This is a genomic window from Actinomadura coerulea (genome assembly GCF_014208105.1).
In the GTDB taxonomy this organism is placed as follows: Bacteria; Actinomycetota; Actinomycetes; order Streptosporangiales; family Streptosporangiaceae; genus Spirillospora; species Spirillospora coerulea.
Map to the genome: position 1 here is coordinate 7086764 of NZ_JACHMQ010000001.1, position 21999 is coordinate 7108762.

At 65.8% G+C, this 21999-nt stretch carries 22 protein-coding genes; 13 read left to right on the forward strand and 9 right to left on the reverse strand.

The features are described from left to right. Window positions 1-40: 40 nt before the first annotated feature. The 4 genes from BKA00_RS32965 to BKA00_RS32980 form a co-directional block, all read right to left on the reverse strand. Window positions 41-1381, reverse strand: a complete 1341-nt coding sequence (locus BKA00_RS32965; RefSeq protein ID WP_185031681.1) for an FtsK/SpoIIIE domain-containing protein — start codon at window positions 1379-1381, stop codon at window positions 41-43. Window positions 1382-1395: 14 nt separating this feature from the next. Continuing rightward, the gene (locus BKA00_RS32970; protein ID WP_185031684.1) at window positions 1396-1749 is read right to left on the reverse strand and encodes an SCO3933 family regulatory protein; all 354 of its coding nucleotides are present in this window, start codon (window positions 1747-1749) and stop codon (window positions 1396-1398) included. Between the two features lie 315 nt (window positions 1750-2064). Further along, the gene (locus tag BKA00_RS32975; protein WP_185031686.1) at window positions 2065-3267 is read right to left on the reverse strand and encodes a helix-turn-helix domain-containing protein; all 1203 of its coding nucleotides are present in this window, start codon (window positions 3265-3267) and stop codon (window positions 2065-2067) included. Further along, window positions 3264-3572, reverse strand: a complete 309-nt coding sequence (locus BKA00_RS32980; RefSeq protein WP_185031688.1) for a putative quinol monooxygenase — start codon at window positions 3570-3572, stop codon at window positions 3264-3266. Before BKA00_RS32980 ends, BKA00_RS32975 begins: the two co-directional genes overlap by 4 nt. 348 nt (window positions 3573-3920) lie before the next feature. Here BKA00_RS32980 and BKA00_RS32985 point away from each other — a divergent pair, with 348 nt between their 5' ends. The 5 genes from BKA00_RS32985 (at window position 3921) to BKA00_RS33005 (ending at window position 7169) form a co-directional block, all read left to right on the forward strand. Then, window positions 3921-4172, forward strand: a complete 252-nt coding sequence (locus tag BKA00_RS32985) for a Rossmann-fold NAD(P)-binding domain-containing protein (protein WP_185031690.1) — start codon at window positions 3921-3923, stop codon at window positions 4170-4172. Then, window positions 4169-4561 carry a hypothetical protein gene (locus BKA00_RS32990; protein WP_185031692.1) on the forward strand — a complete coding sequence of 131 codons (393 nt, stop codon included), beginning with the start codon at window positions 4169-4171 and terminating at the stop codon, window positions 4559-4561. The genes BKA00_RS32985 and BKA00_RS32990 overlap by 4 nt, the downstream gene beginning before the upstream one ends. Next, the gene (locus BKA00_RS32995) at window positions 4545-4751 is read left to right on the forward strand and encodes a hypothetical protein (RefSeq protein WP_185031694.1); all 207 of its coding nucleotides are present in this window, start codon (window positions 4545-4547) and stop codon (window positions 4749-4751) included. Before BKA00_RS32990 ends, BKA00_RS32995 begins: the two co-directional genes overlap by 17 nt. Window positions 4752-5037: 286 nt before the next feature. Beyond that, window positions 5038-6033, forward strand: coding sequence for a DNA-methyltransferase (locus BKA00_RS33000; RefSeq protein ID WP_185031696.1), 996 nt, complete (start codon window positions 5038-5040; stop codon window positions 6031-6033). Beyond that, on the forward strand, window positions 6030-7169 hold the full coding sequence (locus BKA00_RS33005) for a PDDEXK family nuclease (protein WP_185031698.1): 1140 nt from the start codon (window positions 6030-6032) through the stop codon (window positions 7167-7169). The genes BKA00_RS33000 and BKA00_RS33005 overlap by 4 nt, the downstream gene beginning before the upstream one ends. Before the next feature lie 16 nt (window positions 7170-7185). Here the strand turns inward: BKA00_RS33005 and BKA00_RS33010 are convergent, their stop codons facing one another. Continuing rightward, window positions 7186-8970: an AIPR family protein gene (locus tag BKA00_RS33010; RefSeq protein WP_185031699.1), complete on the reverse strand. Its 1785-nt coding sequence runs from the start codon at window positions 8968-8970 to the stop codon at window positions 7186-7188. A 265-nt stretch (window positions 8971-9235) separates the two neighbouring features. On the opposite strand from BKA00_RS33010, the gene BKA00_RS33015 reads away from it, so the two are divergent. Next, window positions 9236-9511, forward strand: coding sequence for a hypothetical protein (locus BKA00_RS33015; RefSeq protein ID WP_185031701.1), 276 nt, complete (start codon window positions 9236-9238; stop codon window positions 9509-9511). Between the two features lie 855 nt (window positions 9512-10366). Here BKA00_RS33015 and BKA00_RS33020 read toward each other — a convergent pair. After that, the gene (locus BKA00_RS33020; RefSeq protein ID WP_185031703.1) at window positions 10367-10837 is read right to left on the reverse strand and encodes a site-specific integrase; all 471 of its coding nucleotides are present in this window, start codon (window positions 10835-10837) and stop codon (window positions 10367-10369) included. Between the two features lie 559 nt (window positions 10838-11396). Between BKA00_RS33020 and BKA00_RS33025 the strand changes: the two genes are divergently transcribed. Further along, on the forward strand, window positions 11397-11768 hold the full coding sequence (locus BKA00_RS33025) for a CPCC family cysteine-rich protein (RefSeq protein ID WP_185031705.1): 372 nt from the start codon (window positions 11397-11399) through the stop codon (window positions 11766-11768). A 959-nt stretch (window positions 11769-12727) separates the two neighbouring features. Here BKA00_RS33025 and BKA00_RS33030 read toward each other — a convergent pair. Next, window positions 12728-13003, reverse strand: coding sequence for a hypothetical protein (locus BKA00_RS33030; protein ID WP_185031707.1), 276 nt, complete (start codon window positions 13001-13003; stop codon window positions 12728-12730). 322 nt (window positions 13004-13325) lie between these two features. Between BKA00_RS33030 and BKA00_RS33035 the strand changes: the two genes are divergently transcribed. The 3 genes from BKA00_RS33035 to BKA00_RS33045 all read left to right on the forward strand — a co-directional run bounded on the left by BKA00_RS33035 (window position 13326) and on the right by BKA00_RS33045 (window position 15613). Further along, window positions 13326-13736: a DUF4304 domain-containing protein gene (locus BKA00_RS33035; RefSeq protein ID WP_185031709.1), complete on the forward strand. Its 411-nt coding sequence runs from the start codon at window positions 13326-13328 to the stop codon at window positions 13734-13736. 177 nt (window positions 13737-13913) lie between these two features. Next, window positions 13914-14597: a DUF8175 domain-containg protein gene (locus BKA00_RS33040; RefSeq protein WP_185031711.1), complete on the forward strand. Its 684-nt coding sequence runs from the start codon at window positions 13914-13916 to the stop codon at window positions 14595-14597. A 506-nt stretch (window positions 14598-15103) separates the two neighbouring features. Next, the gene (locus tag BKA00_RS33045; RefSeq protein WP_185031712.1) at window positions 15104-15613 is read left to right on the forward strand and encodes a hypothetical protein; all 510 of its coding nucleotides are present in this window, start codon (window positions 15104-15106) and stop codon (window positions 15611-15613) included. Window positions 15614-15794: 181 nt separating this feature from the next. Here BKA00_RS33045 and BKA00_RS33050 read toward each other — a convergent pair whose 3' ends face one another. Continuing rightward, the gene (locus tag BKA00_RS33050) at window positions 15795-17543 is read right to left on the reverse strand and encodes a hypothetical protein (protein WP_185031714.1); all 1749 of its coding nucleotides are present in this window, start codon (window positions 17541-17543) and stop codon (window positions 15795-15797) included. 179 nt (window positions 17544-17722) lie between these two features. On the opposite strand from BKA00_RS33050, the gene BKA00_RS33055 reads away from it, so the two are divergent. After that, window positions 17723-18388, forward strand: coding sequence for a metallophosphatase domain-containing protein (locus BKA00_RS33055; protein WP_185031715.1), 666 nt, complete (start codon window positions 17723-17725; stop codon window positions 18386-18388). Between the two features lie 28 nt (window positions 18389-18416). On the opposite strand, the gene BKA00_RS33060 is transcribed toward BKA00_RS33055, so the two are convergent. Beyond that, window positions 18417-19109 (reverse strand): hypothetical protein, encoded by a 693-nt coding sequence (locus tag BKA00_RS33060; RefSeq protein WP_185031717.1) that lies wholly within the window; start codon window positions 19107-19109, stop codon window positions 18417-18419. A 273-nt stretch (window positions 19110-19382) separates the two neighbouring features. Between BKA00_RS33060 and BKA00_RS33065 the strand changes: the two genes are divergently transcribed. Further along, a complete protein-coding gene (locus BKA00_RS33065) occupies window positions 19383-21164 on the forward strand; it encodes an aminotransferase class I/II-fold pyridoxal phosphate-dependent enzyme (RefSeq protein WP_221493405.1) in 1782 nt (593 codons plus the stop codon). Next, window positions 21161-21964 carry a phosphatidate cytidylyltransferase gene (locus tag BKA00_RS33070; protein WP_230298801.1) on the forward strand — a complete coding sequence of 268 codons (804 nt, stop codon included), beginning with the start codon at window positions 21161-21163 and terminating at the stop codon, window positions 21962-21964. Before BKA00_RS33065 ends, BKA00_RS33070 begins: the two co-directional genes overlap by 4 nt. Window positions 21965-21999: the final 35 nt, after the last annotated feature.

Genomic DNA, 21999 nt, shown 5'->3' on the forward strand with positions numbered 1-21999 from the left:
AGGGCTCACGCCAAGCCGGGAAGAGAAGGGACCGGACCGGTTACGCGGCGGGGCGGACGACCGGGGCAGAGCCGACGAGGGTCTCCCAGTCCGGGGTCAGGTGCGCGAAGTCGCGCGCGGCTTGCTCGGCCTCGCCCTCGGGGACGTAGACCGATCGGGCCCGGTGCCATGAGCCGTCTTGTCCGGCGACGATGCACACCCCCGGAGTCTCGGCCGCGATGACGCGGGCGGCGTCCAGTGCGGCGGGGTCGAGGTCGCCGAGTGCCATGTTCGCCGTCTCCGGGTCGTTGACCCGGTGGCACACCCGCCCCGACAACTGGGCCCGCAGCGCGGTGACACCGGGCCCCAGGTCGGAGCCGACGCGTTGCCCGCACACGACCAGGTAGACGGCGAACGCCCGTCCGAGTTGGGCGACTCGCAGCAGGGCGGTAGCGGTCTTGGCCACCTCGTCTTTCTCGCTCTTGTCGGCCATGAGGAAGAGTTCGGCGACCTCGTCCACCAGGACCACGATGGGTATCGGCCGCAGATCCTCCGGCAGCGTCCACACGTTGCGCGCACCGTGCGCCCGGCAGGTGGCCATGCGGTTCTCGACCTCGTCCACCAGGTCGACCAGCAGATCGACCGACTCTTTGCGGGTGGTCGCCAAGGCCGAGAGTCGAGGTGCGTACGGGGTGAACTCGACGCCGCCTTTGAGGTCGAAGCCGACCAGGGCGACCGGTTGCGGTGCCAGCCCCTTGAGCAGGGCATTGGCCAGGTTCGACTTCCCCGACTGAGTTGCGCCGACGTTGAGCCAGTGCGGGACGGTGCGGAAGTCGATCACCCAGTCACGGCCGTTCTCCAGCTTGCCGGGCCGTACGGTCAGCAGCTCACCAGTTTCCGGGACGCTGACCACCTCGACCAGCGGGTCACGCATCGTGGCCCACAGGGTGACGCGGCCGGGCCGGACGTCGACCACGCGCACCGAGTGGACGCGCCAGGCGTGCGCGATGCCCTCCGCGGCTTTCTCGTAGTCGGCGGGGACTTGGCCGTCGTGCAGGCGCAGCCGCATCCGCCACCCCAGCCGGGTAGGTCGCAGGATGCCGAGGCGGGGCGAGCGCTCGACGTCGACCCGCCGCACCCGCCGCTTGTGCTCGACCACCGTCGCAGCCGACCGGGAAGCGGGCCCGACCACGGGGATTGCGTCCGGGGTGAGCCGGAACCGGCGCCGGTTGCGGGTCAGCTTGCAGCCCGAGGCGACGTGATGCCACGTCAGGTACACAAGCACCGCACGGGCCGGGAAGCCGACGCTGTACCAGAACGACACCGGGTGACACCGGCGCCAGGCCCAGAGCCCGGCCGCTGCAGCGGCGAGGACCCCGAGCACCAGAAGCGAGTGAGTCATGACGGCGACCCCGTTCAGGCCACGTCTGACGAAGCCGAAGCCGACCACGAGGAGACGGGGACGACGCGGGTAGCGCGGAAGGCGACGCCCCACCGCTTCTCACCGCCGAGAACCGCCTCCCAGGGGAACGCGACCAGCCCGACCGGCGTCACGACCTCCCCGATCGTCACCGACTGGTCACCGGTCACCGCCACCTGGAGCAGGTCAACCCGCCCCATCGCGTCGGCAGCCGACAGGCCGACCGTGAACACCGTGTGTCCGTCGCGGTCGACCTTGACCTCGCCCGTCTCCTGGTTGAGCACTTTGGGGCGCGGCGCGGACACGCACACGAAGGTGAGGGCGGAGACGTCGACAGGAATGTTGCGCATGCTGAGTACACCTCTCGTCCGCCTGCTGAGCAGGCGTTACGGACCGAAGGGAGCACACGCCATCAGGACGAACGAGGTAGCATCGAAGCGCCAACTAGGGTGCTAACCGCATCCGGGCCTGGGCGGGTCTCCCGCTCAGGCCACTTTCATTAGTGGCCTGTTTCGCCGTCCAAGAGCGGCCTTCCCGCCCCTGAAACGCGAAGAGCGTTCGTGTTGGGCCTTCACCTCCATCAGGAGTGCTTCAGCGTCAACACGAACGCTACCCGGTACTCAGAGTTTCTTCTAGTACTTAGAGTACTAGAAGACGTACTTTTCCTACGCGCCCACCCTCTCCGCGAGTTCTCGCAGGTCAGAGGAAGGCGGGTCCTGCATCGTCAGTAGATCGGACACGACCTGACGCACGACCCGGTGGTTCCGTACCTGTTCCGGCGTGATCGACTCCGCCTCCAGCAGGGCCGCGACAGCCCCGTCGACCTGCCGCCGCTGGGCGTGCGCACGCGCGAGGTCGACTTGCAGCCTTGCCCGGCGCTCACGGGACAACGTCGAGGTATCGACTTCGCTCCCGGCCCGAAGAGCGTGGCCCGCGTCTCCCAGCTCTACCGCCACGGTGACCTCATGCAGGACGACGTTCGCCGGGCCAAACTCGGTGTTGTAGTCGTTGCGACCGCTTCCGAGCCGTTCAGCGACCTCACGAGCCCGCGCGAGATGCTCATATGCCACATCCGCCTGATTGAGCCGCGCCGCAGCCATAGCCCGCTGCAACGTCAGTCCGCCCCATAGGGACATGGCTTCCGGCTTGCCCTGGTCGACCAGGAACCACAGCGCGTCAGTAGCCGTCCGGGCGTTCTCCTCGGCCTGGTCGAAGTGCCGCGCTCCCAGGAAGACGAACCCGAGCCGGAAGGCGCCGGCGGCCATCATCAGCGGATCGCCCGCACGCTCGGCCGCGACGATGGCGCGGTCAGCGGCGATCCATGACGCTTCCGGTTCGTTGAGCTTGGACAGGGCCGCCGAGCAGGCTTGATAGGTCGCTGCCAGCAGGTTGAACAGCTCTGCCCGCCGCTCCTCCGGCGCCGACCGCACCGCTGTTTCCAGCGCCGGCACCAGGCCCCGGAGCAGGTCAGCCAGCTCTACATAGTGGCTCTCATGCGTCAGTTCCCAAGCCCGATCCACCCGCGGCTTGATCTCCGCCGTCGGCGGGACGGGAGCGGAGTGCAGCATGGCCCGGAGCGAGTGAGCACCCGACAGCACCAGCCGCAGCCCGGCCGACCCCGGCATCTCCTCGCTCGACGCGGCGACTACCGGAGCTTCGGCCGCCAACTCCGAGAGCGGAAGCTCCAGCACCTCGGCGACCTTCTCCAAGACCGACATGCGGTCGACCTTGCGCACGCCGCGCTCCACCTGGGAGACCCAGGCAACGGACCGATCGATCAGCCGCGCCAGCTCAGGCTGAGACAGCCCTCGCCGCTTCCGCTCCTGAGCGATCCGCCGCCCGAGCGCCCTTTGATACTCAGTGCTCACCCTGTCGTTCCCTTGCCTACCTGTAGGCCCAACCAGTCGACCTCCACCGAGGCGAGCAGGTCATCACGGGCACCGAGGAACCGCCGGACGTGGTCCTGCTCCTCATGCGCGTCGAAGGCCGCCCGGTCCCGGTACAGCTCATAGAAGATCCTCTGCAGCGGCTGCCCGTCGACCTTGTGCACCGCATAGATCAGCGTGCCCGGCTCGTCCGTTTCGATCTTGCCGATCGTCTCGGAGACCAGCTGATCGAACCTACCGGCGCTCTCTTCGTCCTTGCAGGTGAACCGGACCATCAAGCCGAACATCGGCACCCTCCTTCATCGCCTCTACGAGATCAGTACTTATTGTGCGGCGCAAGTACGCGAAGTGACTTGTACTTGAAGTATTGTACCCGTACTTTGAATACCAATCCATGTTGATCGGGCTCTGACCAGCAAGATCACCGCGATGAGCAGGCCGATCAACCTCGCAGAAGACCGTCCGAAGGAACCCTTATGCCCGTTCCCCCAGACGCCCCGCAGCCGGATGCAGCAGACACCCGCCCACGTCCACCAGGCGGCAACCCACGCGAATGGCGCGACGCAGCACTTGCCTTGATAGCGGCCCTGGATCAGCGCGGCTTAACCGCCAAGCCATGGGGACAGGGCGCGGTGATGGCCGCGAACCTGGCCGGCGAGCCAGCACCCGACAACGCCCTGGGCCAGGTGCTGAGCCCCGGCCTACGCCAAGAAGTCAGATGCCACCCTCACCACCCCGACCGCGAACTGTGGTGGCACTGGGTCTGGTCCGGTCCGACCCGCGGATCCGAGCCGGAGCTGGAACCGCTGTGCCCGCTGTGGGAGACCGAGCTGGCAGCCGACCGCATCGGACGCGTCCTCGCTCTCACCCAGGAGAGCGACGCATGATCGACGAATCCGCCGTGACCCTGCGGCTATGGGGACGCCGAGCCCGCCGCTTCGTCCGCTGGTTCGCCACCAGAGACCGCCAGGACCGCAAGGCCATGTGGCACCTTGACCGCCTGGGCGAAGCACTCGCCGCCCAGGGATGGCGCACATACCGCCGCTTCTACGTCTCCCCGGCAACACTGTGCGTCGGCCCCACCAAGCACGCGCCGGCCATCGAGGAACTCAGCGCCACCCACTTCGGCCGCTGGGTCTACCTCACCCGCAGCAACCCCCGACCCATCCCATGCGCCGACCTGGACCAGGCGGTCACCGAGGTCGAGCGCATCCTTCGGGGCCAGCTCCACGAGCCGAGCCCCCGAAAGGCTCGACGGCATGAGCGGCAACGCTGAGACCAGGCGGGCCGCCCGCGTCCTCACAGAGATGTTCCCCGGAGTCCAAGCCTGGTACGGCGAGGCGACGGGGGAGTGGTGGGCGATGATCTCGCTACCGACCGGGGACCGCCTACTGTCGGCCCCCGACGTTCACCAACTACGCGAGCAGATCACCCTCACGAAGGCGTGGCCATGGCGTCAGACGTGAACGCCACCGAACACCGGTAAGCCTCGGCCCCTGAGCTGCCGTCACAAGGTCCCTGGCCAGGCAACTCAGGGGTCGACGCGTACCCAGAGTTCAAGATCATTTGAGAGTCCTGTCCGCCGGATGAGAACTTTCTCTACGTCTTCAAGGGCGCCCGCTCCGCGGCCGCCGCCGGCCGGTCCGGGCCGGGCATGCGGCCTCTCCGGGCCGACCCGCCCCGGCCGCCCGGTTATCCACAGGCCGACGATGTTAGAGCAGGTACTTAGCGCATGGCCCTACCCTGTTGCTCATGACTACTGAGGCGATCTCTGATCTTGAAGGTGCATCGGACGCCGCACGGGGCACGGTGGACGTCACGGTTCGGGCTGGGGACGCCTACGACCTCATGGCCACACTCGCACCGGAGTCCGTCGATCTGCTCATCACCTCTCCGCCATATTGGGGTTTGAGGACTTATGGCATGGATCATAACGAGGAGATCCTTAACGAGTGGAAATCAGAAGGAAATTCGGCAAGCGACACTCCATCCTACGAGTGGTATCGCGAACATGATGGAGTACTTGGTCTTGAACCACTCCCCGAATGGTACGTAGATCATCTAGTTGAGATATTTCAACGTGCAGCAAAGGCCATCAAGCCGCGAGGAAGCATGTGGATCAACATTGGGGACACGTACTTTGCTCGTTGGTCTAGCTTGAGAATGGATGGACGCCAAGGGCTTGGAGACAATCCGCGAATGCGTCGACGTACTCCGATGGGCGGTTATAGACAGGAAAAACAACTACTTCTGATTCCTGCAAGGTTCGCCATCGCCATGCAAGAGCAAAGGTGGATTTTGCGGAATGACCTGATATGGCACAAGCCCAACGTTCCACCGCGCCCCGAAAAGGATCGGCTCCGACTGGCTCACGAACATTTCTTTCATTTTGTCAAGCGCCCTAAGGAGGGGCGTGCTAGCTACTTTTACGATCTGGATCACGTAGAGGAAGGCGCCAGAGACGTAACTACAGTTAACGTCAAATCAGGATCGGATGGTCATTCGGCGACATTTCCAATCGACCTGATCAAGCCGAGAATCTTGAGTTCATCCCCGCCAGATGGCCTAGTGCTTGATCCTTTTTGTGGCACTGGCCGTTCCCTGGTCGTGGCAGCCATGAATGGGCGTCGGGCACTAGGGTTCGAGAAGTCGCCCGAGTTCGTCCGAGCGGCGCAGATCAACCTCTCATCAGTCCAACCGATCATCACTGGTGTTGATGAGGGAAACGACGATACGGTTGCCTCATGACGCCCCCCAAGAGAAGCGGCAAGAAGCGCGGCCCAGGCAACCACGTTGCTGAGTGGTACGGCCATCGGGTATTCCCCATCGTCGCAGCGACGAACAACAGTCTCAACGACCAACAGCATGGACGTTGCCCGTTCCTGAGCACCATAACGGGCGAGAAGCACGACTGCGTGAAGGCGGAGCGCTCCAGTGGCGTCTGCACCATCAGTAGTGTAAGCAACGGTCCGCGGCAAGACTGGCTCGTCTGCCCGTTTAGAGCTCTCGATCTCGATGTTCTGGACGATGCCGCTCGTCGCCTCTTTGGCCATCCAACCGGAACTAGTCTCAATCTCGTTGCTGCGCCTGTTCTAGAAAATCAGGAGCAGGCGAATCAATTTCGCTCAGCAGTGCGCCAAGGCATCCCCAGCCTGGTCTATTTTCAGAATAAGCTAGGTGGAGAAATCAGTCTGAGCGCTACAGATCGGTCTCCTGAATTTTCTTTCGATGCCACCATGGTTGAGATAAAATGGGAACCGGATGGCTCGCTCGCTCTCGGACGCTATGGCATATTCGAGATTCAGACCATGGACTTTCACGGCACGTACGCTGCAGCAGTACGTAACCTAAAGGACGCTCTCAGGCTCCACAAGCAAGATTTTTCGGAAGCGGTAGAGCAACATAGTGATTGGGTCTCAGAAAAGGTCGAAGGTCCGAACATCGCAAACGTATTCAAGCGGACCTTCTATCAAATGATGTTCAAGTTCCAGATTGGGGCACACGGTCAGTCTGCTGGATGCGTCTTCGCTGTTCCTTCGGCTGTCTGGGATAGCTGGCAGAGGCATCTTGGCAAGCCTGAGCTAGTTCAGCAGTCCGACGGAACGTACCGTCTTGCCCGAGCAGGCCAGGAACTTGCAGTGAATCCAACTTCCTGGATTTACGTCTTCGAATTGGATCTCTCGGCGACTACCACACCAAACGAGATCCAACTCGTAAAGGTAATTGGCACAGATGCGGCTGCATTGTCTCACTATGCACTGGATGTCGCGCCGGCCGCGGCCCTCGAAGAGGGAGCCAGTGCGGATCGGCTGCTAGATAGCATCCGTGCGCGTCTAGCTCTCTACCTCCCCGAGTTCAAGCCTTCTAGGACAAAGCAGCCGTAAGGCACAATAGCTTGGGCTAACTCAAAGAGTCCGTCACAGATGCCGCAAATGTCTCATAGACGCCTACGGGCAAAGCCTGATGAGTCGCCTCGACCAATTGTTTGAAGCGCTCGATCGAAGATTCATTTTTTTCACTGTTCTTCAGGTAGCCCGTAAGTGCATCATCCAATTGGTTGACGAATGACAGCATGGGGAGCAGTATCGGTCGCCACGCTGCAATAGCGTCACGAGGGCTCAGGTTCGACTCATACCGGAGTCGCCATATATCCTGAATCCGCCGTCCGAGGATAGATTCGAGGCAAGATGCTACCGCGGTGGTCATCAGGACTATCGACCCCCGCCTTTGGAAGAAGGCCAGCTGCTTCTTCTGGCTGTCCGTTCGCTGGGTAGCAGGTACGCTCATGAGCGTGAGCTTGGCTTCTTCTATAGCCTTCAAGAGCGAGTAGCAAAAAACGACGTGGCGAGCGGATATGTATTCTGGAAATACTTGTGAATACACCTCGTCCGAAGACCAGATTCGTTTGGTCTCATTGTAGGCGATACTAGGCTTCCCGTGAAAGGCCGCGATGGCTTGAGCGGCCGTTTGCGTGGCGATGAGATTGGGGCGGCGTTCTATGACGTCTTTCTCGCTGCCCCTTCGTGCCCCCTTGTACTCTGCCTCGGGGATGTCCTTGAACTGGCGCCTCAACTGATCCTGAGTCTTGTCATTGCTTCTGAAGTCAGCGGCCTCGATCTTATTCTGACTGTTGTTGAACTGAATGATCTCTTGGATTACTCGCTGATCGCTGCACTTCACGAAGCGAATCATCACTCGGGCCTTTGCGAGCGATACGGCAGTCGCCGAGCTACTGGCTAGCGCGCCTGTGGTCTGCGCGCCATTGACGATCGAGAGGCCACGGATGCCAAAGTCATCCGAAGGTGATTCTGGGTGGACGAACTCATTGACGAGCGCAGTTAGCCCATTATTGTATGCAAAGAAGCGATCCGGACTCGCTTCAGCCGTCGTTTTGATGTTGTTATTTATATTAACGTCGCGATTGATACTGCCGAGATAGTCCCGCACATTGGCGCTGAAGAGATCGGTGCCATGCTGTTTGAAGAGTTCAGTCAGCCATTCCGCAGCTACCGATGTGCAGTATGCTTCCCAGTTGTCGCCCTCCTCAAAGAATCCTCCATGTGCCGGTACCGAGATTTCATCGGTAACGAGAATTGGTACTTGTGAGGTCCTGTACCACCTGTCTAGGGTGTTGCGGCCGATCTCGCGCGAAAAAACTTCTTCAACCGAGTTGCCCGGAAAAGCATCATCAAGGTGTGCGCGTGCCGTCCTTCTGGCGACCTCGAGTTCCTCCTTTACGTTCTTACTCTCGGGGAGATTGTGGACAAACCAGATCTCGACTCGGCGGATTTCCTCAGCACAAATGGCCTCATGAAGTTCGCTCTGCGCCGGCTTAAGCCTCTCGGGCACAACTGTGGAATCAGTCCCCAGTAGCCAAGCGGCTGCCGTGTTTAGGTCACTTGCCTTGTTGGCTGGCGCTTCTGACCTTTCCTTGCGGGAATAATATCCCTGCGCGACAATGGCGCGGCCACTATCGCGGTCCACGTAAACGAGGTCACACTTTTTGTCGTCACTTCCATCGGTTAGTGAATTCGTTGCGATGCTGTCAATATCTTCAACTTCCAGGCCAATTTGAAGCGCAAACAACAGCAATGCATTGTCGCCATACTTGGTCAAATCGGTGCGAGCGTTGAACGCGGCCAGGCCTGGAGAATTGGCGGCAGAAGGCTGAATCAAGGATGTCACCTCGGTCAAAATGAGGCTGGCTGATGCTAGCCAGCAGGCTACACCCACCACTGCGCCGAATCATGCGCGAAGTGGTTGCCTTGATGCCGCCAAAGGCCGAGGAGAGGGCGGAGCGAGCGTGAAGCGGGGGCCTCGCGGCCCCCAGCCCCCCGCGGGCCGGAGGGCACACCCGCGCGAAACTGTCTGTCGCACCGTCTCGCCGTTCGCGCGGGCGCGCCCTCCGGAACGGTCGGCGCGAGCACTCGGGCGGCTGGATACTGGCCTTATGGCTGAGGTATCGGGCGAGGACATCGCCGAGTGCGCCGAGCGGATCAATGCTCTGTGGGGCATCAAGGTGAGCAGGAGCGGACATGAGCGTTCGGCCAGCGAGGCGGCTGCGAACCTCATGTCAGGCACTGGCCTTCTATATGAGTCACCTGAGCTGCTGGAGATGCTAGAGCGAGCGATCGAGGTCGGTTATGCGGCCGCGCTGAGCCATGTCGAGGATGGGCGCTATGACGACGACATCCGAGACAGCTGGCGGACGGAGCTTTTCGAGTAGTCCACGTGTCGCTCATCGGTCCACCCGGATCCGGTCGTGTGCCGAATGTGGGCCGAAGTTCGGCGGCTGGTCGGCGATGGCGCAGGTCAGGAGAGTTTGGCGGTGGGACTGTAAATCCGCTGCGGCCAGTGCATCGCCCCTCACCTTCCCTGGACTGGTGCAACTCCTGGCCCTGGGCCTAGCGTCTTGAGACGATCATCGAGCCAGGGACCGGGTGATGTGGAGGCAGTGACATGCGGGCACGACGCCCCTCGCCGGAGCAAGCTGTAGCACACTTGGTGTCCGTCGCCCTCATCCACATCCGGGCCACGGCGGGCCGGCGCAGGCCGCTAGGACAGCCTGCTCGGGACCAGGGCGAGGACTTCGTCTTGTGGATCCGCGAACTTGCCGACGCGTGTCTCAATCTCACGGGATCTCTGGGACACAAGCGGAGACGCGAACGACACCGGCGAGCTGTTGCACAACTTGAGTACCTGTGGAAGGTGGCTTCACCCAGGCAACTGGAGTGGGCCTGCGACCAGCTGGACAAGATCGGGTATGACTACAGCGACTTGTGGCGGCTTCGCGACCAGGCACACGCCAAGCTCCGAGAGGACGGTCACCTTCCGAGCGATGAGCGTGCTAACGGTGGTGCTAACAACGGGGTCGGATGATCTTGGATGGGTGTGGACGTCCGGGAGGTTGCGGCGCTGGTCAGCGGGCACGTGGGGACATGCCTGGACATCGCTGATCTTGCTTGTAAACAGAAGGTTAGGGGTTCAAGTCCCCTCGCCGGCTCCCAGCTCAAAGCCCCCTTCCCAGTGCTGGAAGGGGGCTTTTGCAACACCGCGGGAGCCACCGTGGGAGCCACGGGATTCAGCCGCCGAACAGTGCGCCGCTCATGGCTTCGGCCGCCGCGCGCTTGTCGTCCACGATCAGGTGACCGTAGGTGTCCTTCGTGATGGCGATGCCCGCGTGCCCGAGGATCTCGGAGACCACATGCAGCGGCGTGCCTTGCGCGAGCATCAGGGAGGCCCCCGAGTGCCGCAGCTCATGCGGATGCCAGTGCCCGAGGCCCGCTCGCTGGGTCAGCTTGGAGAACGTGTGCGAGAAGTTGTCCGGGTCGGTAGGGGTGCCCACCTCGGACGGGAAGATCAGCCCGTGATCTTGCCAGGCTTCACCGAGCGCGAGCCGTGCCTTCGCCTGGTCGGCGTGGAGTACGCGGAGCTTGCTCATGATCTCTGGGGTGAGCACGAGAGTCCGCCGTGACTTGGCCGTCTTCAACTCGCTGAGCACGATGCGCGTCTTGCGACCGCTGTTCTTGTCGCGATCCTTGATTCGCTTCACCGCGTGCGTGAGCCGCAGCGTCCCGGCCTCCCAGTCAAGGGGCGGCGGCGCTCAGGCCGCTGCGCGGCCCCGCGCCAGGCCGCCCGGAGCGTGCGGCGTGGGCGCCGGTCACCGGACGACCGCGCCGGGCCGCACGCCGTGCCACGCCCGCCGGCCCCGCCCCGACCGCTCACTGCGGGGGCGCGCCGCCGCAGTGACGAATCGACGCCGGACCCTCTAACCCCGTTCAGCGACGAGGGCCAGGGCGTGACCGTGGTCGAGCGCCGTTGGAGTCGTCAGGGGAGTTGCCGGAAGATCGGTTGAGCGTGCGCTACTGGGGAACCCCGTGGTTCCCCAGACCCCTCCTGGAGCCGAGGCGCCCATTCGCGCGCCAAGGTCTGTCGCACCACCTCGCCGTTCGCGCGAATGAACACCTCGGACCGGTGTGGCGCGATCCTCGATGACGGGCAAGAAGCAGACCGCCCTCCGATGTGATCGAGCCGCGGACGGAAGCGTGTTGCCGAGAGCGTGAGCGTTCTCTCGTTGGAGTGCTGCGCCGGAATCCATCAGGATGGCGACCATGGATTTGAGGTACCCGTGCGTGTGCTGCGGCCACCTGACGATGGAGGCATTGCCGGGTTCTCATCAGATCTGCCCGGTGTGCTTCTGGGAGGACGACGTGACCCAGCTTCGGTGGCCCGACCAGACGATGGGCGCCAACCGGGTCTCATTGATCCAGGCACAGCAGAACTTCAAGATTCTCGGCGCCTGCGAGGAGCAGATGGTGAGGCACGTCCGGCTGGCCCGAGACGACGAACCGACAGACCTGAGCTGGCGTGCCATCGACCCTCAACGGGACCGCTTCGAACCTCGCCTTGTCTCTCTGGCTCCCTGGCCGGACGACTACACCGCCTTCTATTGGTGGCGTCGCCGGAGCACACACGCCCGGTGACCAGGGCCCAACGAGCTTCTGGAAGGTTGCTGGTGCGTGGCTCCCTGGGAGCCACAGTGGGAGCCACACGGACAGATGATCTTGGATCATGGCGAACGGATCCGGACGAGCCGCAAGTCATCAGCCGAGCGTGCGGACTGATGCGGACGGGACCCGTGATCGTTTGGGGACCTTGTAAACAGAAGGTTAGGGGTTCAAGTCCCCTCGCCGGCTCCCAGCTCAGAAGTCCCATGCGACCCCCGCAAGGGCCTCTCGCATAGCGGGGGGAGCCGCGGCATCCAGCTTCTCGGCGGCAGCGCGCTTGTCGTCCACGAGCAGTGCCCGTGGTGTCCTTGCTGATGGCGATGCCCACGTGCTCAACGGTTTCCCGAGACCACATGCAGTGGCGTCGCAGCTCATGAGTAGCCCGTGACCCAGTCAGGATTCACTGAGCGTGAGCCGCGAGGTCGCTTGGTCGGCGTGCAGCTTGATCATGGTCCCCCGTGTGAGCGCGCGAGTCCGCCGTGAGGTGGTCGGCTTCGGTCTGCTTCACCGCGTGCATGAGCCGCAGCGTCGCAGCCTCACAGTCGAGAACCAGCAATGAAGCCCGGAGCACCTCGCCCAGGGAAGGCAGTACAGCTGCGGGTCCTGCCACCGCCGACCACCGGAGATCAGGGGCGCGCTTCCGCCCAAGGCTCAGGTCAGCACGTGCCCGAGGTCTTTTCTGGCCTCTATGGGGGGACGCTCAGGCTCCAGAGAGCATGGGCTGCGCCCATGACGGGTCACCGAGGCAGCGTCCGAAAGGTGTGTCGGGCATGCGGCCTGTCCCGTCCGGTTCTGCCCCGCCGGGGCAGGTGGCGGTCTGAACCACGTCGTGGGCGGTCTTCCGTACAAGGGCGAGGGATTCCGGCGGATAAGAAGTCGACCCCCGGCTGGTGCCGGGGGTCGAGGGAGAATCCTTGGGTTCGGAGACCCTTGGATCAGTGGTTGCAGGTGGGGTCCTGCGACACGACGGCGAGCGCGGCCCGGTTGTCGTCGCCCTTGTAGACGACGTAGACCCGGTTGCCGTGGTCGCACTTCGTGCTGAGGTTCGAGAAGCCGTCCGGCATCTCGATGATGTCCGCCGCCTCGCGGTTCGTGGTCGAGCTGCGCGGCGCGTCCTTGAAGGGCTCCGTCACCTTGTCACCGCAGGCGGTGAGCGAGGCGAGCAGGGCCACGACGGCCGCGACTCCGATGGCGATCCGACGACGCTTCATGGAAAAGCCCCCTTTGGGGAAAACGACACCCGACTATCGGGCATCGCTCGTAACCGTCCTGCGGCTTCGACGATCCGCAACTCCCGTTGAGAGTCGACGCAGCAACCAGCGGGCGATGGCCCCCAGCCCCTGCGGGCCGGACGGCATCTTCACGTGAATCCGTCTGTCGCACCGTCTCGCCGTTCGCGCGAACGAGCACTCCGGACCGTGGAGGTGGTGAGAGGATTCGAGGGGCCTGGTAGACATTGGCTTGCATCGCGGCAACGACAACCGGAGCCTGATGGTGGACGCAAAAGCCCGAGTGCAGACCAGCTTTAGAGAGATGCTGAAGGACCAGATTGCTCCGGCCCTCCGCGAGATGGGGTTCAGGGGTTCCGGCCAGACCTACAGCTTGGACGTTCCCGACCACTGGGCAATGATCGGGTTTCAGCGCTCCTATTGGGCGGCTCCTGACGTGATCTCGTTCACGATCAACGTGCTCGCGTTCTCGAAGGCCGACTGGGATCAGCGGCGTGAGCAGAGGTCGCACCTTCCCGAACAGCCGAACCCCAATCGCTATTACGCGCCCAACGTGCTGTGGCAGCACCGGATCGGCCATTTGCTGCCACCGAAACCACGAGACGTCTGGTGGCAACTCAAGGACGGGGAACCAACAGAGGTCGTTGCTCGCGAGGTGATCGCAGGAGTTCGGGATCACGTGCTGCCGGCGATTCGCCAGCAAACCACACCCTGAGACTGCTCGCCCGCCAACGTTTCGCGCCGGGAGTCTGTCACGGTGTTTCGGGCATTCGCGCGGATGGACTTCGGACTCGCGGTGCGTCTCAGGTCGCGTGCTGTAGGGGGCTCGTGATCAAGAGGGCTTAGGATCTGCCTGCTCGTGTTAGATCCGCCGTTTGAGATGGGTTCCCACATGCTCAAGAGAGCCTGCCTTTCGATCGTTGTTGTCGCGCTGGGCGTTGGCGGTTGCACGGGGAAGGAGCAACGGAGGACGGCGGTTGCAACGGCGCCTGTGGTGCCTTCTACCGGTTCAGCGGGGGCGAGCGCGTGTACCCGCGATGACAGTGACCAGGGCATTCCCAGGACCGCGCCCAGGCAGGTCTTCTGGAAGCGTTTCGAGGGCGTTGCGGTGCCGTTCTCGTCGTCGGTCGGACCACTGGATGTCCGAGGCGACATCGCGCGCTGCTACGCGCACACGGCGCGCGGAGCCCTGTTCGCCGCAGTGCAGATCAGCGTGCGGCTGGACCGGTCGACACGATGGCGGAAGATCATGGAGAAGCAGGTCGTGCAGGGAGTGGGCAAGCAGGCTTTCGCTCGGGTACGTGCTGCCGGTCAACGCGTACCGGCTGGGAGAGCGAGCCAGATCATGGGCTTTCGAGTTGTCTCCTACACGCCTGAGACCGCCGTGGTTGGAACGGTGTCGCGGGACCCGGTGCGTGGTGGCTACACGGCCAGGACCACGACGGTGAAGTGGGAAAGCGACTGGAAGCTCGCGCCGACCTCAGCGGGATCCACGGGCTCGGTGCCCCAGGACGTCGACTCGCTCTCCGGGTATGTCTTCTGGGGTGGCTTCGGACCGCCCCGGGAGCGTTCGTAGCTCCGGTGGAAGCCGGGATGAGGATGATCTCGGGGTCGGTCGAGGGTGCGGGCTGATCCGGACTGGCCGGCTGTTTGCCGACCGGGGGGCTACGCCGCACTTGCAGTTGTATGCGGCCGAGATTTGGACCGTCCGGTGTTGTCCGAAGTCGCCGTGCTGCTCCGACCTGTTGGAGTTGTTCAGCGGTCATCCGGAGGCCGCTCACTCTCCAGCCTGGCGGATACGTCTTCCCGGTCGTCCTGGCTGCGGTGGACGGAGCCCCTGAGCAGGGTGGGCGAGCCAAAGTTCGCCGTCTTGTCCATCGAGCCATCCTGGTGCGCGGCCGTTTCGCACGGTGATAGCGGCGGCTGGCGGTCGAGGTCGTTTGCGGGACGGTTGTGGTTAGCGCTCGTACATCGTCGCGTGAAACAACCCAAACACCTCACCTAGGGAGATTCGACATGATTCGTCGTATCGCCATGCTCCACACCCACAGGGCCGTCGTCGTCCACGGCGGAGCCGCTGACGTGGTCATCGTCGTCGAAGACCGAGAGGAAATCGCGGTCGTCCTCGACTACAGCGGACGCGGACTCACGAAGGTGCCCGACCGCGCCTTCCTGTTCCCCGATGTCCACGTCGACACCGTGGAGGGCCGTCATCGACGCGGCCTGTCGCGGATCAAGAGTGTCACCGTCCGGCTACCGCTCAGCGTCCGCCAGATGGACGCGACCAGCGGAGGCGCCATCACCGTCACCGGCCCCGCGGATTGGGTGCACCTGGACGGTCGCAAGGGCATCAAGATCGAAGAACTCACCTTCGGCGCCCTCACCTCCCGGTTCGGCCCGATCGATGTGGGCAGGGCCACCGGCAAGGTCCACCTGTACACCCATGGCGGGAAGGCCACCCTCCGGGCGGACAATCCCACCCAACTCCTGATCAGCACTGGGGGCGGGGATGTCGAGGTCTCCGGTCAGTGGGACGAGGACGCCCTGGACATACGTGAAGAGGGCGGGAAGGTGACCCTTCGCAAGGGGTGATCCATCCGCCACCTACACGATCAGGGGTTCCAGCACTGGCTGTGCCTTCGAGCAAGCAAGGGCCCGGCATCACCGGGCCCTTGTTGTTTCCCGCTATCGAGGATCGCTGTTTCCGAGAGGGGCGTCTTCGCGCACGCCGGTCATTGCTGGGGAGGGCCGTCGAACGTGAGCGGCGAGGCTTTCAATCCGCCTTGTCGATGCGTATGAGGGCCTGGCGGGCGCGGTCCGCCATGTCGCCCTCGCCTGCGGCGTAGTCGCGGAGGATCGGGAGCGCGGGGCGGGCCGCGTCACCCATCAGGCTGAGGTCGTACAGCGCGCGCACCGGGTCGTCGGGTATTTGCTCGATCAGTACGGGCAGCGCTTCGTCGGCGTCGCGGGTGGTGTTCCAGAGTGCGAAGGCCGCGGCTGCGCGGGCGGGTTCGGCGGGGGCGTCGCGCAAGTCGCGCAGGGCTGGGACGGCTGCACGGGCCCGGTGGCCGAGTTCGCCTAGCCGGTCGCAGGCGTTGACGTCGAAGCGCCAGCCGTGGCGTCCAGCCTTGCGGCCGAACTGGTGGCGTCGCTCCAGGATGTTCAGCAGCAGGCCGACGACCTCTTCGTCAGCCGGTTCGCCGAGGCCCATCAGCGCGCGGACGGCGGCGAGGCCGGTCTCCGGGTCCGGGCCCGACGCGACCTGCCGGAGGACGCTCAGCGCCTGTTCGTCGGTCAGACCCCATCTGCGCAGGAACACGCAGCACGCGGCGGCGGTCTCAAGCTCGTTGCTGTCGGGGGCGGGGACGTCGAGGCGCGGGGCCAGCCCCTTCAGGATGGCGGTGACCTCGGGGACGGCCTGTTGCCCATCGGGCCATTTCTTGGTCCACGACAGTAGGGCCCTGGCCTCGACGGCAGAGGGAGACGCGGTGAGCCGCGCTCGGACCTGTGGCCAAAGGTGCTCGGCCAGCGCCGATGCCGCACGGAACCGGTGCTGGAGCTGGAGGTCCAACGTCCCATGGCGGATCAGCTGCTGGAGCGGGGGGACGCATCGAGGGTCGCCGCGCGGGGTCAGTGCGATGAGGGCCTTCTCCGACAACTCGGAGTCGCTCAGGGAGGCCGCCAGGGCATCGGCGTATGCGTCATGAGACGGCAGATAGTTCGTGGTCGCGGCCGCTCGCCGGACGGCGGGGTCTGGGTGGCGGAGCAGGGACGCGACGGCGGGGGCGTGTTCTGGGAACCGCTGGTACAGGCGGTCTGCGGCTTTGACCAGGATTCCGGCCGTCGCTGCGTCCAGCCGGCCGGTCCGCAACCGCGCCAGCATCCGGGTCAGCCAGCGGGAGCGCAGGTCGGGCGTGGGGTGAAGCCAGTCGTCGACGGTCTCGACGGCGCCGGACGGCGGGAAGCCGGCCCATTCGGGGTCGGCCCAGGCCAGTTCGGTCAGGGCCGATCCGGCCTCACCGTCGCAGTGGGCGAGTGCGTCGAGCACCGTGTCGTCCACCGCTTCGGGTTTGTGCAGCAACAGGCCTAGCGCGGCGCCCAGCGCGTCGGATGGTTCGCGATTCAGGTGGCGGCGCAGGTAGTCATGGGTCTGGGGATACCGGCCGAGGGCCAGGAGCAGCGCGAGTCTGGTCGGGGCGTCCGGCTCCCTCGCGACGCTGGCGCGGATGCCGAAGACCGCATCGTCGGGCATGTCCAGGTAGGCGAGCGCGACGGCCAGGATTCGGCGGATCCGCACGTCCGGGTGGTCGAGCCGCTCCAGCAACGCGGTCGGCTCCGCGCTCGCGGAGGCGCGCAGCCGGTCGGCCCACTCGCCGAAGGAGAGCGGGGGTTCGGCTTCCACGTTCAGGTCGGCCAGCAGCGCCTCCAGCGCCGCGCCACTGCGCCGGCCGGGTTCGTCCAGGTCGACGTCGAAGTCCCGGTGGACGACCGCCTGCCAATCGAACCCGATCTTCCATTCCACGCGCGCACTCTAGCTGGCCGAGTCCACACCTGGACGGTGCACCGGCCGACCAGCGGCGCCAGGTAATCAGGATGCATCCGCCGCCGAAGACGCATTACGCGAATGACTGCCTACACCGGTTGAGCGCAGAGGCAATTTCAGGCTCCGGTGGTGGTGTGGACGCTCAGTACGCTTCTGTCATGCGAATTGTCGCGGTCGCCGATACGCACACCTATCATCGCGAGCTCGCTGTCCCCGAGGGGGATGTCTTCGTGCACGCCGGTGACCTGTGCCGGCGCGGTAAGGACCTCAGAGAACTCGAGGACGCCGCAGACTGGATGTATGCCCTGCCGCACCAGACGAAGGTGGTCGTCGCGGGCAACCACGACTGGATGTTCCTGGACGATCCGGGGCGGGCCCGTGCCGTCTTGGCCGATCGCGGCATCCGCTATCTGGAGGACAGCGGGACGGAGATCTGCGGCGTCACGTTCTGGGGAAGTCCCTGGCAGCCGGAGTTCAACCAGTGGGCGTTCAATCTCCCCCGGGGTCGTCCCCTCGCGGAGAAGTGGGCTCTGATTCCGGACGGCGTCGACGTCCTGGTCACTCATGGGCCTCCGCTCGGGATCGGTGACGCGAACGCCTACCCCGGACGCCACGGTTGCGAGGACCTGCTGGCCCGGGTACGGCAGGTTCGTCCCAAGCTGCACCTGTTCGGTCACATTCACCAGGACGGGGGGCTCTGGCGCCACGGGGAGACGACTTTCGCCAACGTCACCACATGGGAATGCGAGCGCGGCGCCACCGTTGTCCGTCTGGAGACCTCGGGGGCCGTGGGCGAGATCGTGCCGCCGGCGCGAACCCCCTGAACCCCCCCTTGACCACCTGGGCGGCCGGTCAGGCTTTGCGGTCCTCGGCGGGCGGGAGATAGGGGCGGAAGTGGTCGGCGACGAGGGCGGCGACGGCGTCGGCGTCGCGGGTGCCGTCGACTTCGATCACGCGGATGCCCAGGCGCCGGGCGGAGCGGACCGCGTCTTCGGCGACGAGGCGGTCTCGTTCGAGGCGGTTGCGCTGGGCCCGGGTGGGGTCGCTGAGGTCGTGTCCGACGCCGGCGGCCCGGGGGAGTTCGCGCAGTTGCCGGTCGCGGAACGCTTCGGTGGGCACCATGACGACCATCCGCCGGGGCGAGTCGATGATCGGCGCGACCAGTTCGGGGCGCAGGCCCCAGCCTTCGGCGAGGACGGGACGTCCCGAGACGAGGGCGCGCAGGTCGTCCAGGGCCCATTCGAAGCGGACGGGGAAGCCGGCGAGCGTTTCGGCGGCCATGTCCTGCGGGGCGGTATCCACCCAGGTGGCCTCGGGGTCGGGGCCGGCCGGCGAGTGGCCGAGCTTGATCCGGCGGGCGATCCGGCGGTCGTTGTGGCCGCGGGCGTCGTGGAAGTCGTAGCTGTAGGCGGTCAACCCGTAGCGGTCGGCCAGCAGCCGGGCAACGGTGGACTTTCCGGCCCATTGCCCGCCTCCGATCCACAGGACCCGGCGAAGCGTGCCGTAGGGATCCCAGACTTGGCCGTCGGTGGCGCGCTCGGTCACAGGGCTCCTTGTCGGGTGCGGCTGATGCGTGCGGCACGCTGCGGACGCGAGACGGACGGAATCCCGGCCCGATCCGGGCCGGAGATCATTCCAGGCCGTCGCCGCGTCCTCCCGCGTCCGGGTGACTCGATGTAACCAGATGTCCCGGTTCGATGGCACCGCCACGGGGCGACCGGGTCCGGCGGCGTTGAGTAGAAGCTGCCGGACGGCTGAGTACGAGTACCCAGGCGCCGGCGCGATGGCCTCGGCAAAGTGGCGCCCGAGGTGATGTCAATGACCATGAACCAGCAATCCCCGGGACCGGCCGCCGCCGGGCCACTCGTCGCGCCGGTCGTCGACGAGCTGGAGATCCGCATGTCGTCCGAAGCGGACCGTGAGTGGATCGGCCGTCTCCGGCACGAGGTCTACGCGAGGGAACTCGGCCAGCACGCCCCCACCGCCACCGGTCTGCTGACCGATGACCTCGACGGGAGCAACGTCTACATCGTGGCGGTCCGCCGCGGGGAACCGGCCGGGTTCATCAGCGTGACGCCTCCGTGGGCGGGTCGCTTCTCGATCGACAGGCACCTGCGGAGGGACGAGCATCCGGCGCTGGACGAGGACGGCCTGTTCGAGATCCGGATCCTGGCCGTGGATCCGGGCCTGCGGGGCGGGATGATCGGCAGGCTGCTGATGTACGCGGCGCTTCGCTGGGTGGCGGGGCAGGGGGGCCGCGGCATCGTGGCCCTGGGCCGGATCGAGCTGCTGCCGATGTACCTGGCGCTCGGGCTCGCGTCCACCGGCGCGGCGGTGCGCTCTGGGGCCGTCGAGTTCCAGCTTCTGACCGGCGACGTCGCCGAGCTCACCGGCCGGACCGCGCGACGGCACGAGCCGCTGCTGCGCGATCTGGGACGGACGCTGCGGTGGGGGCTTGAGGTCCCGTTCCTGCCCGTGGACGATTCCTGCTCCCACGGCGGTGCGTCCGTCGAGGCGCTGGGACGGGGATTCGAGACCCTGGACGCGAGCGGCGACGTGGTTCCCGCCGACGTGCTCGACGCCTGGTTTCCGCCGGCTCCCGCCGCGGTCGCCGCCCTGACCCGCGGGCTGGACTGGATCTCCCGGACGTCTCCGCCGGTGCGGGCGGACGGGCTCATCGAGGAGATCGCGCGCCGGCGGGGCCTGCCCGAGGACGTCCTGGCCGTCGGCGCGGGCTCCTCTGACCTGATCTTCCGCGCGTTCCGCGGCTGGCTGGACGCGTCCAGCCGGGTGCTGCTGATCGACCCCTCCTACGGTGAGTACGCGCATGTCGTCGAGCGGGTGATCGGCTGCCGGGCCGACCGGTTCCCGCTGCACCGCGCGGAGGGGTGGCGGATAGACCCGGAACGGCTCGCCCGCGTCCTGCGGAAACGCTACGACCTTGTGGTCATCGTCAACCCCAACAACCCGACCGGCGTCCATCTCGACGCGGCCCGGCTGCGGGAGGTGCTGGAGAGCGCGCCGGACGGGACCCGGTTCTGGATCGACGAGACGTACGCCGGTTACGTCGGCGCGGAGCAGACGCTGGAGCCTTACGCGGCAGAGGCCGACAATGTGGTCGTCAGCACATCGCTGTCGAAGATGTACGCCCTGTCGGGCCTGCGGGCGGCCTACCTGACCGCGCCTCCGCCCATCGCGGCGGACCTGCGCCGCTGGACCCCGCCGTGGGCGGTGAGCCTGCCCGCCCAGATCGCCGCGGTGAGCGCGCTGCGGGATCCCGCCTACTACGCCTCCAGGTGGGCCCAGACGGCGGTACTGCGCGGCGAGCTGGCCGCGGCGCTCACTGAGATCGACGAGAACCTTGCCGTTCACGAGTCGGTGGCGAACTTCGTCCTGCTCACCTTGCCCAAGGGCGGGCTCACGGCGTCCCGGCTCGTCGACCGGTGCCGGCGGCGGGGCGTGTTCCTGCGCGACCTGTCGCCGATGTCGTCGGCGTTCGAGGGCAGGACGGTGCGGATCGCGGTACGTGACGCCGCGGCTAACGCCCGCGTGGCGGTCACCGTCGCCGAGGCTCTGCGCGCCCCGCTCGGCATGGCGTGAGCGGGGTCGCGGATCCGCTCCCTTACCTCGCCGGTGCGCTGCTCGTCGGGGGCATCGCGGTGGTGCTGTCCGGACGGCGGGAGTACATGCTCCGTTGGTGCGCCTGGGCGGTGGGCGTGCCCGTCGTGGTCGTCGCCCTGTCCATGGGCCCCGGTGGCGCGGCCGTCCTCGCCGCATCGGCGGGAGTGGCGTGCGCCCTTGAATACGGCGGCTTGACCGGCCTTCCGCGGACGGACCGCGCGGTGCTCGCCGTCGTCGTGCCCGTGGCGCCTGTGGCGGCCTGGGCGGCGCCCGCTCAGCTGCCCCAGGTTCTCGCCCTCACCCTCGCGGCCGTCGCCCTGGTGCCGGTGCTGGCCGGAGACGCGGCCGGCGGCCTCTCCAGGCTGTGCTTCGGGGTGCTGGGAGTGGTCTGGTTCGCGCCGCTGGCCGGGGTGGTCCTGCTCGGACGGGAGAGCCTGGCGTTGTTCGCCGCGGTGTCGATCGCCGACATCACCGCCTCCTTGGCCGGCCGGTCCCTCGGTGGGCCGCTCCTGTCCCCGCTGTCGCCGTCCAAGCATTGGAGCGGCCTGCTCGCGGGGACGGTCACGGGCCTGGGCACACTGGCCGTGCTCGGTGCGTTCACACCCGCCTGGGCCGTCGCGGTGGCGCTCGGCGCCCCGCTCGGGGATCTGCTGGAGTCGATGGTCAAGCGGGGGGTCGAGGCCAAGGACTCCGGCTCATGGCTGGCGGGCGCCGGCGGCCTCCTCGACAGGCTCGACTCTCTCCTCCTCGCGCTCGTGCTCGCCCTGGCGCTCGGCTGACGACCGCCCGGCCCCGCTTTGGGGCCCCGTGGTGG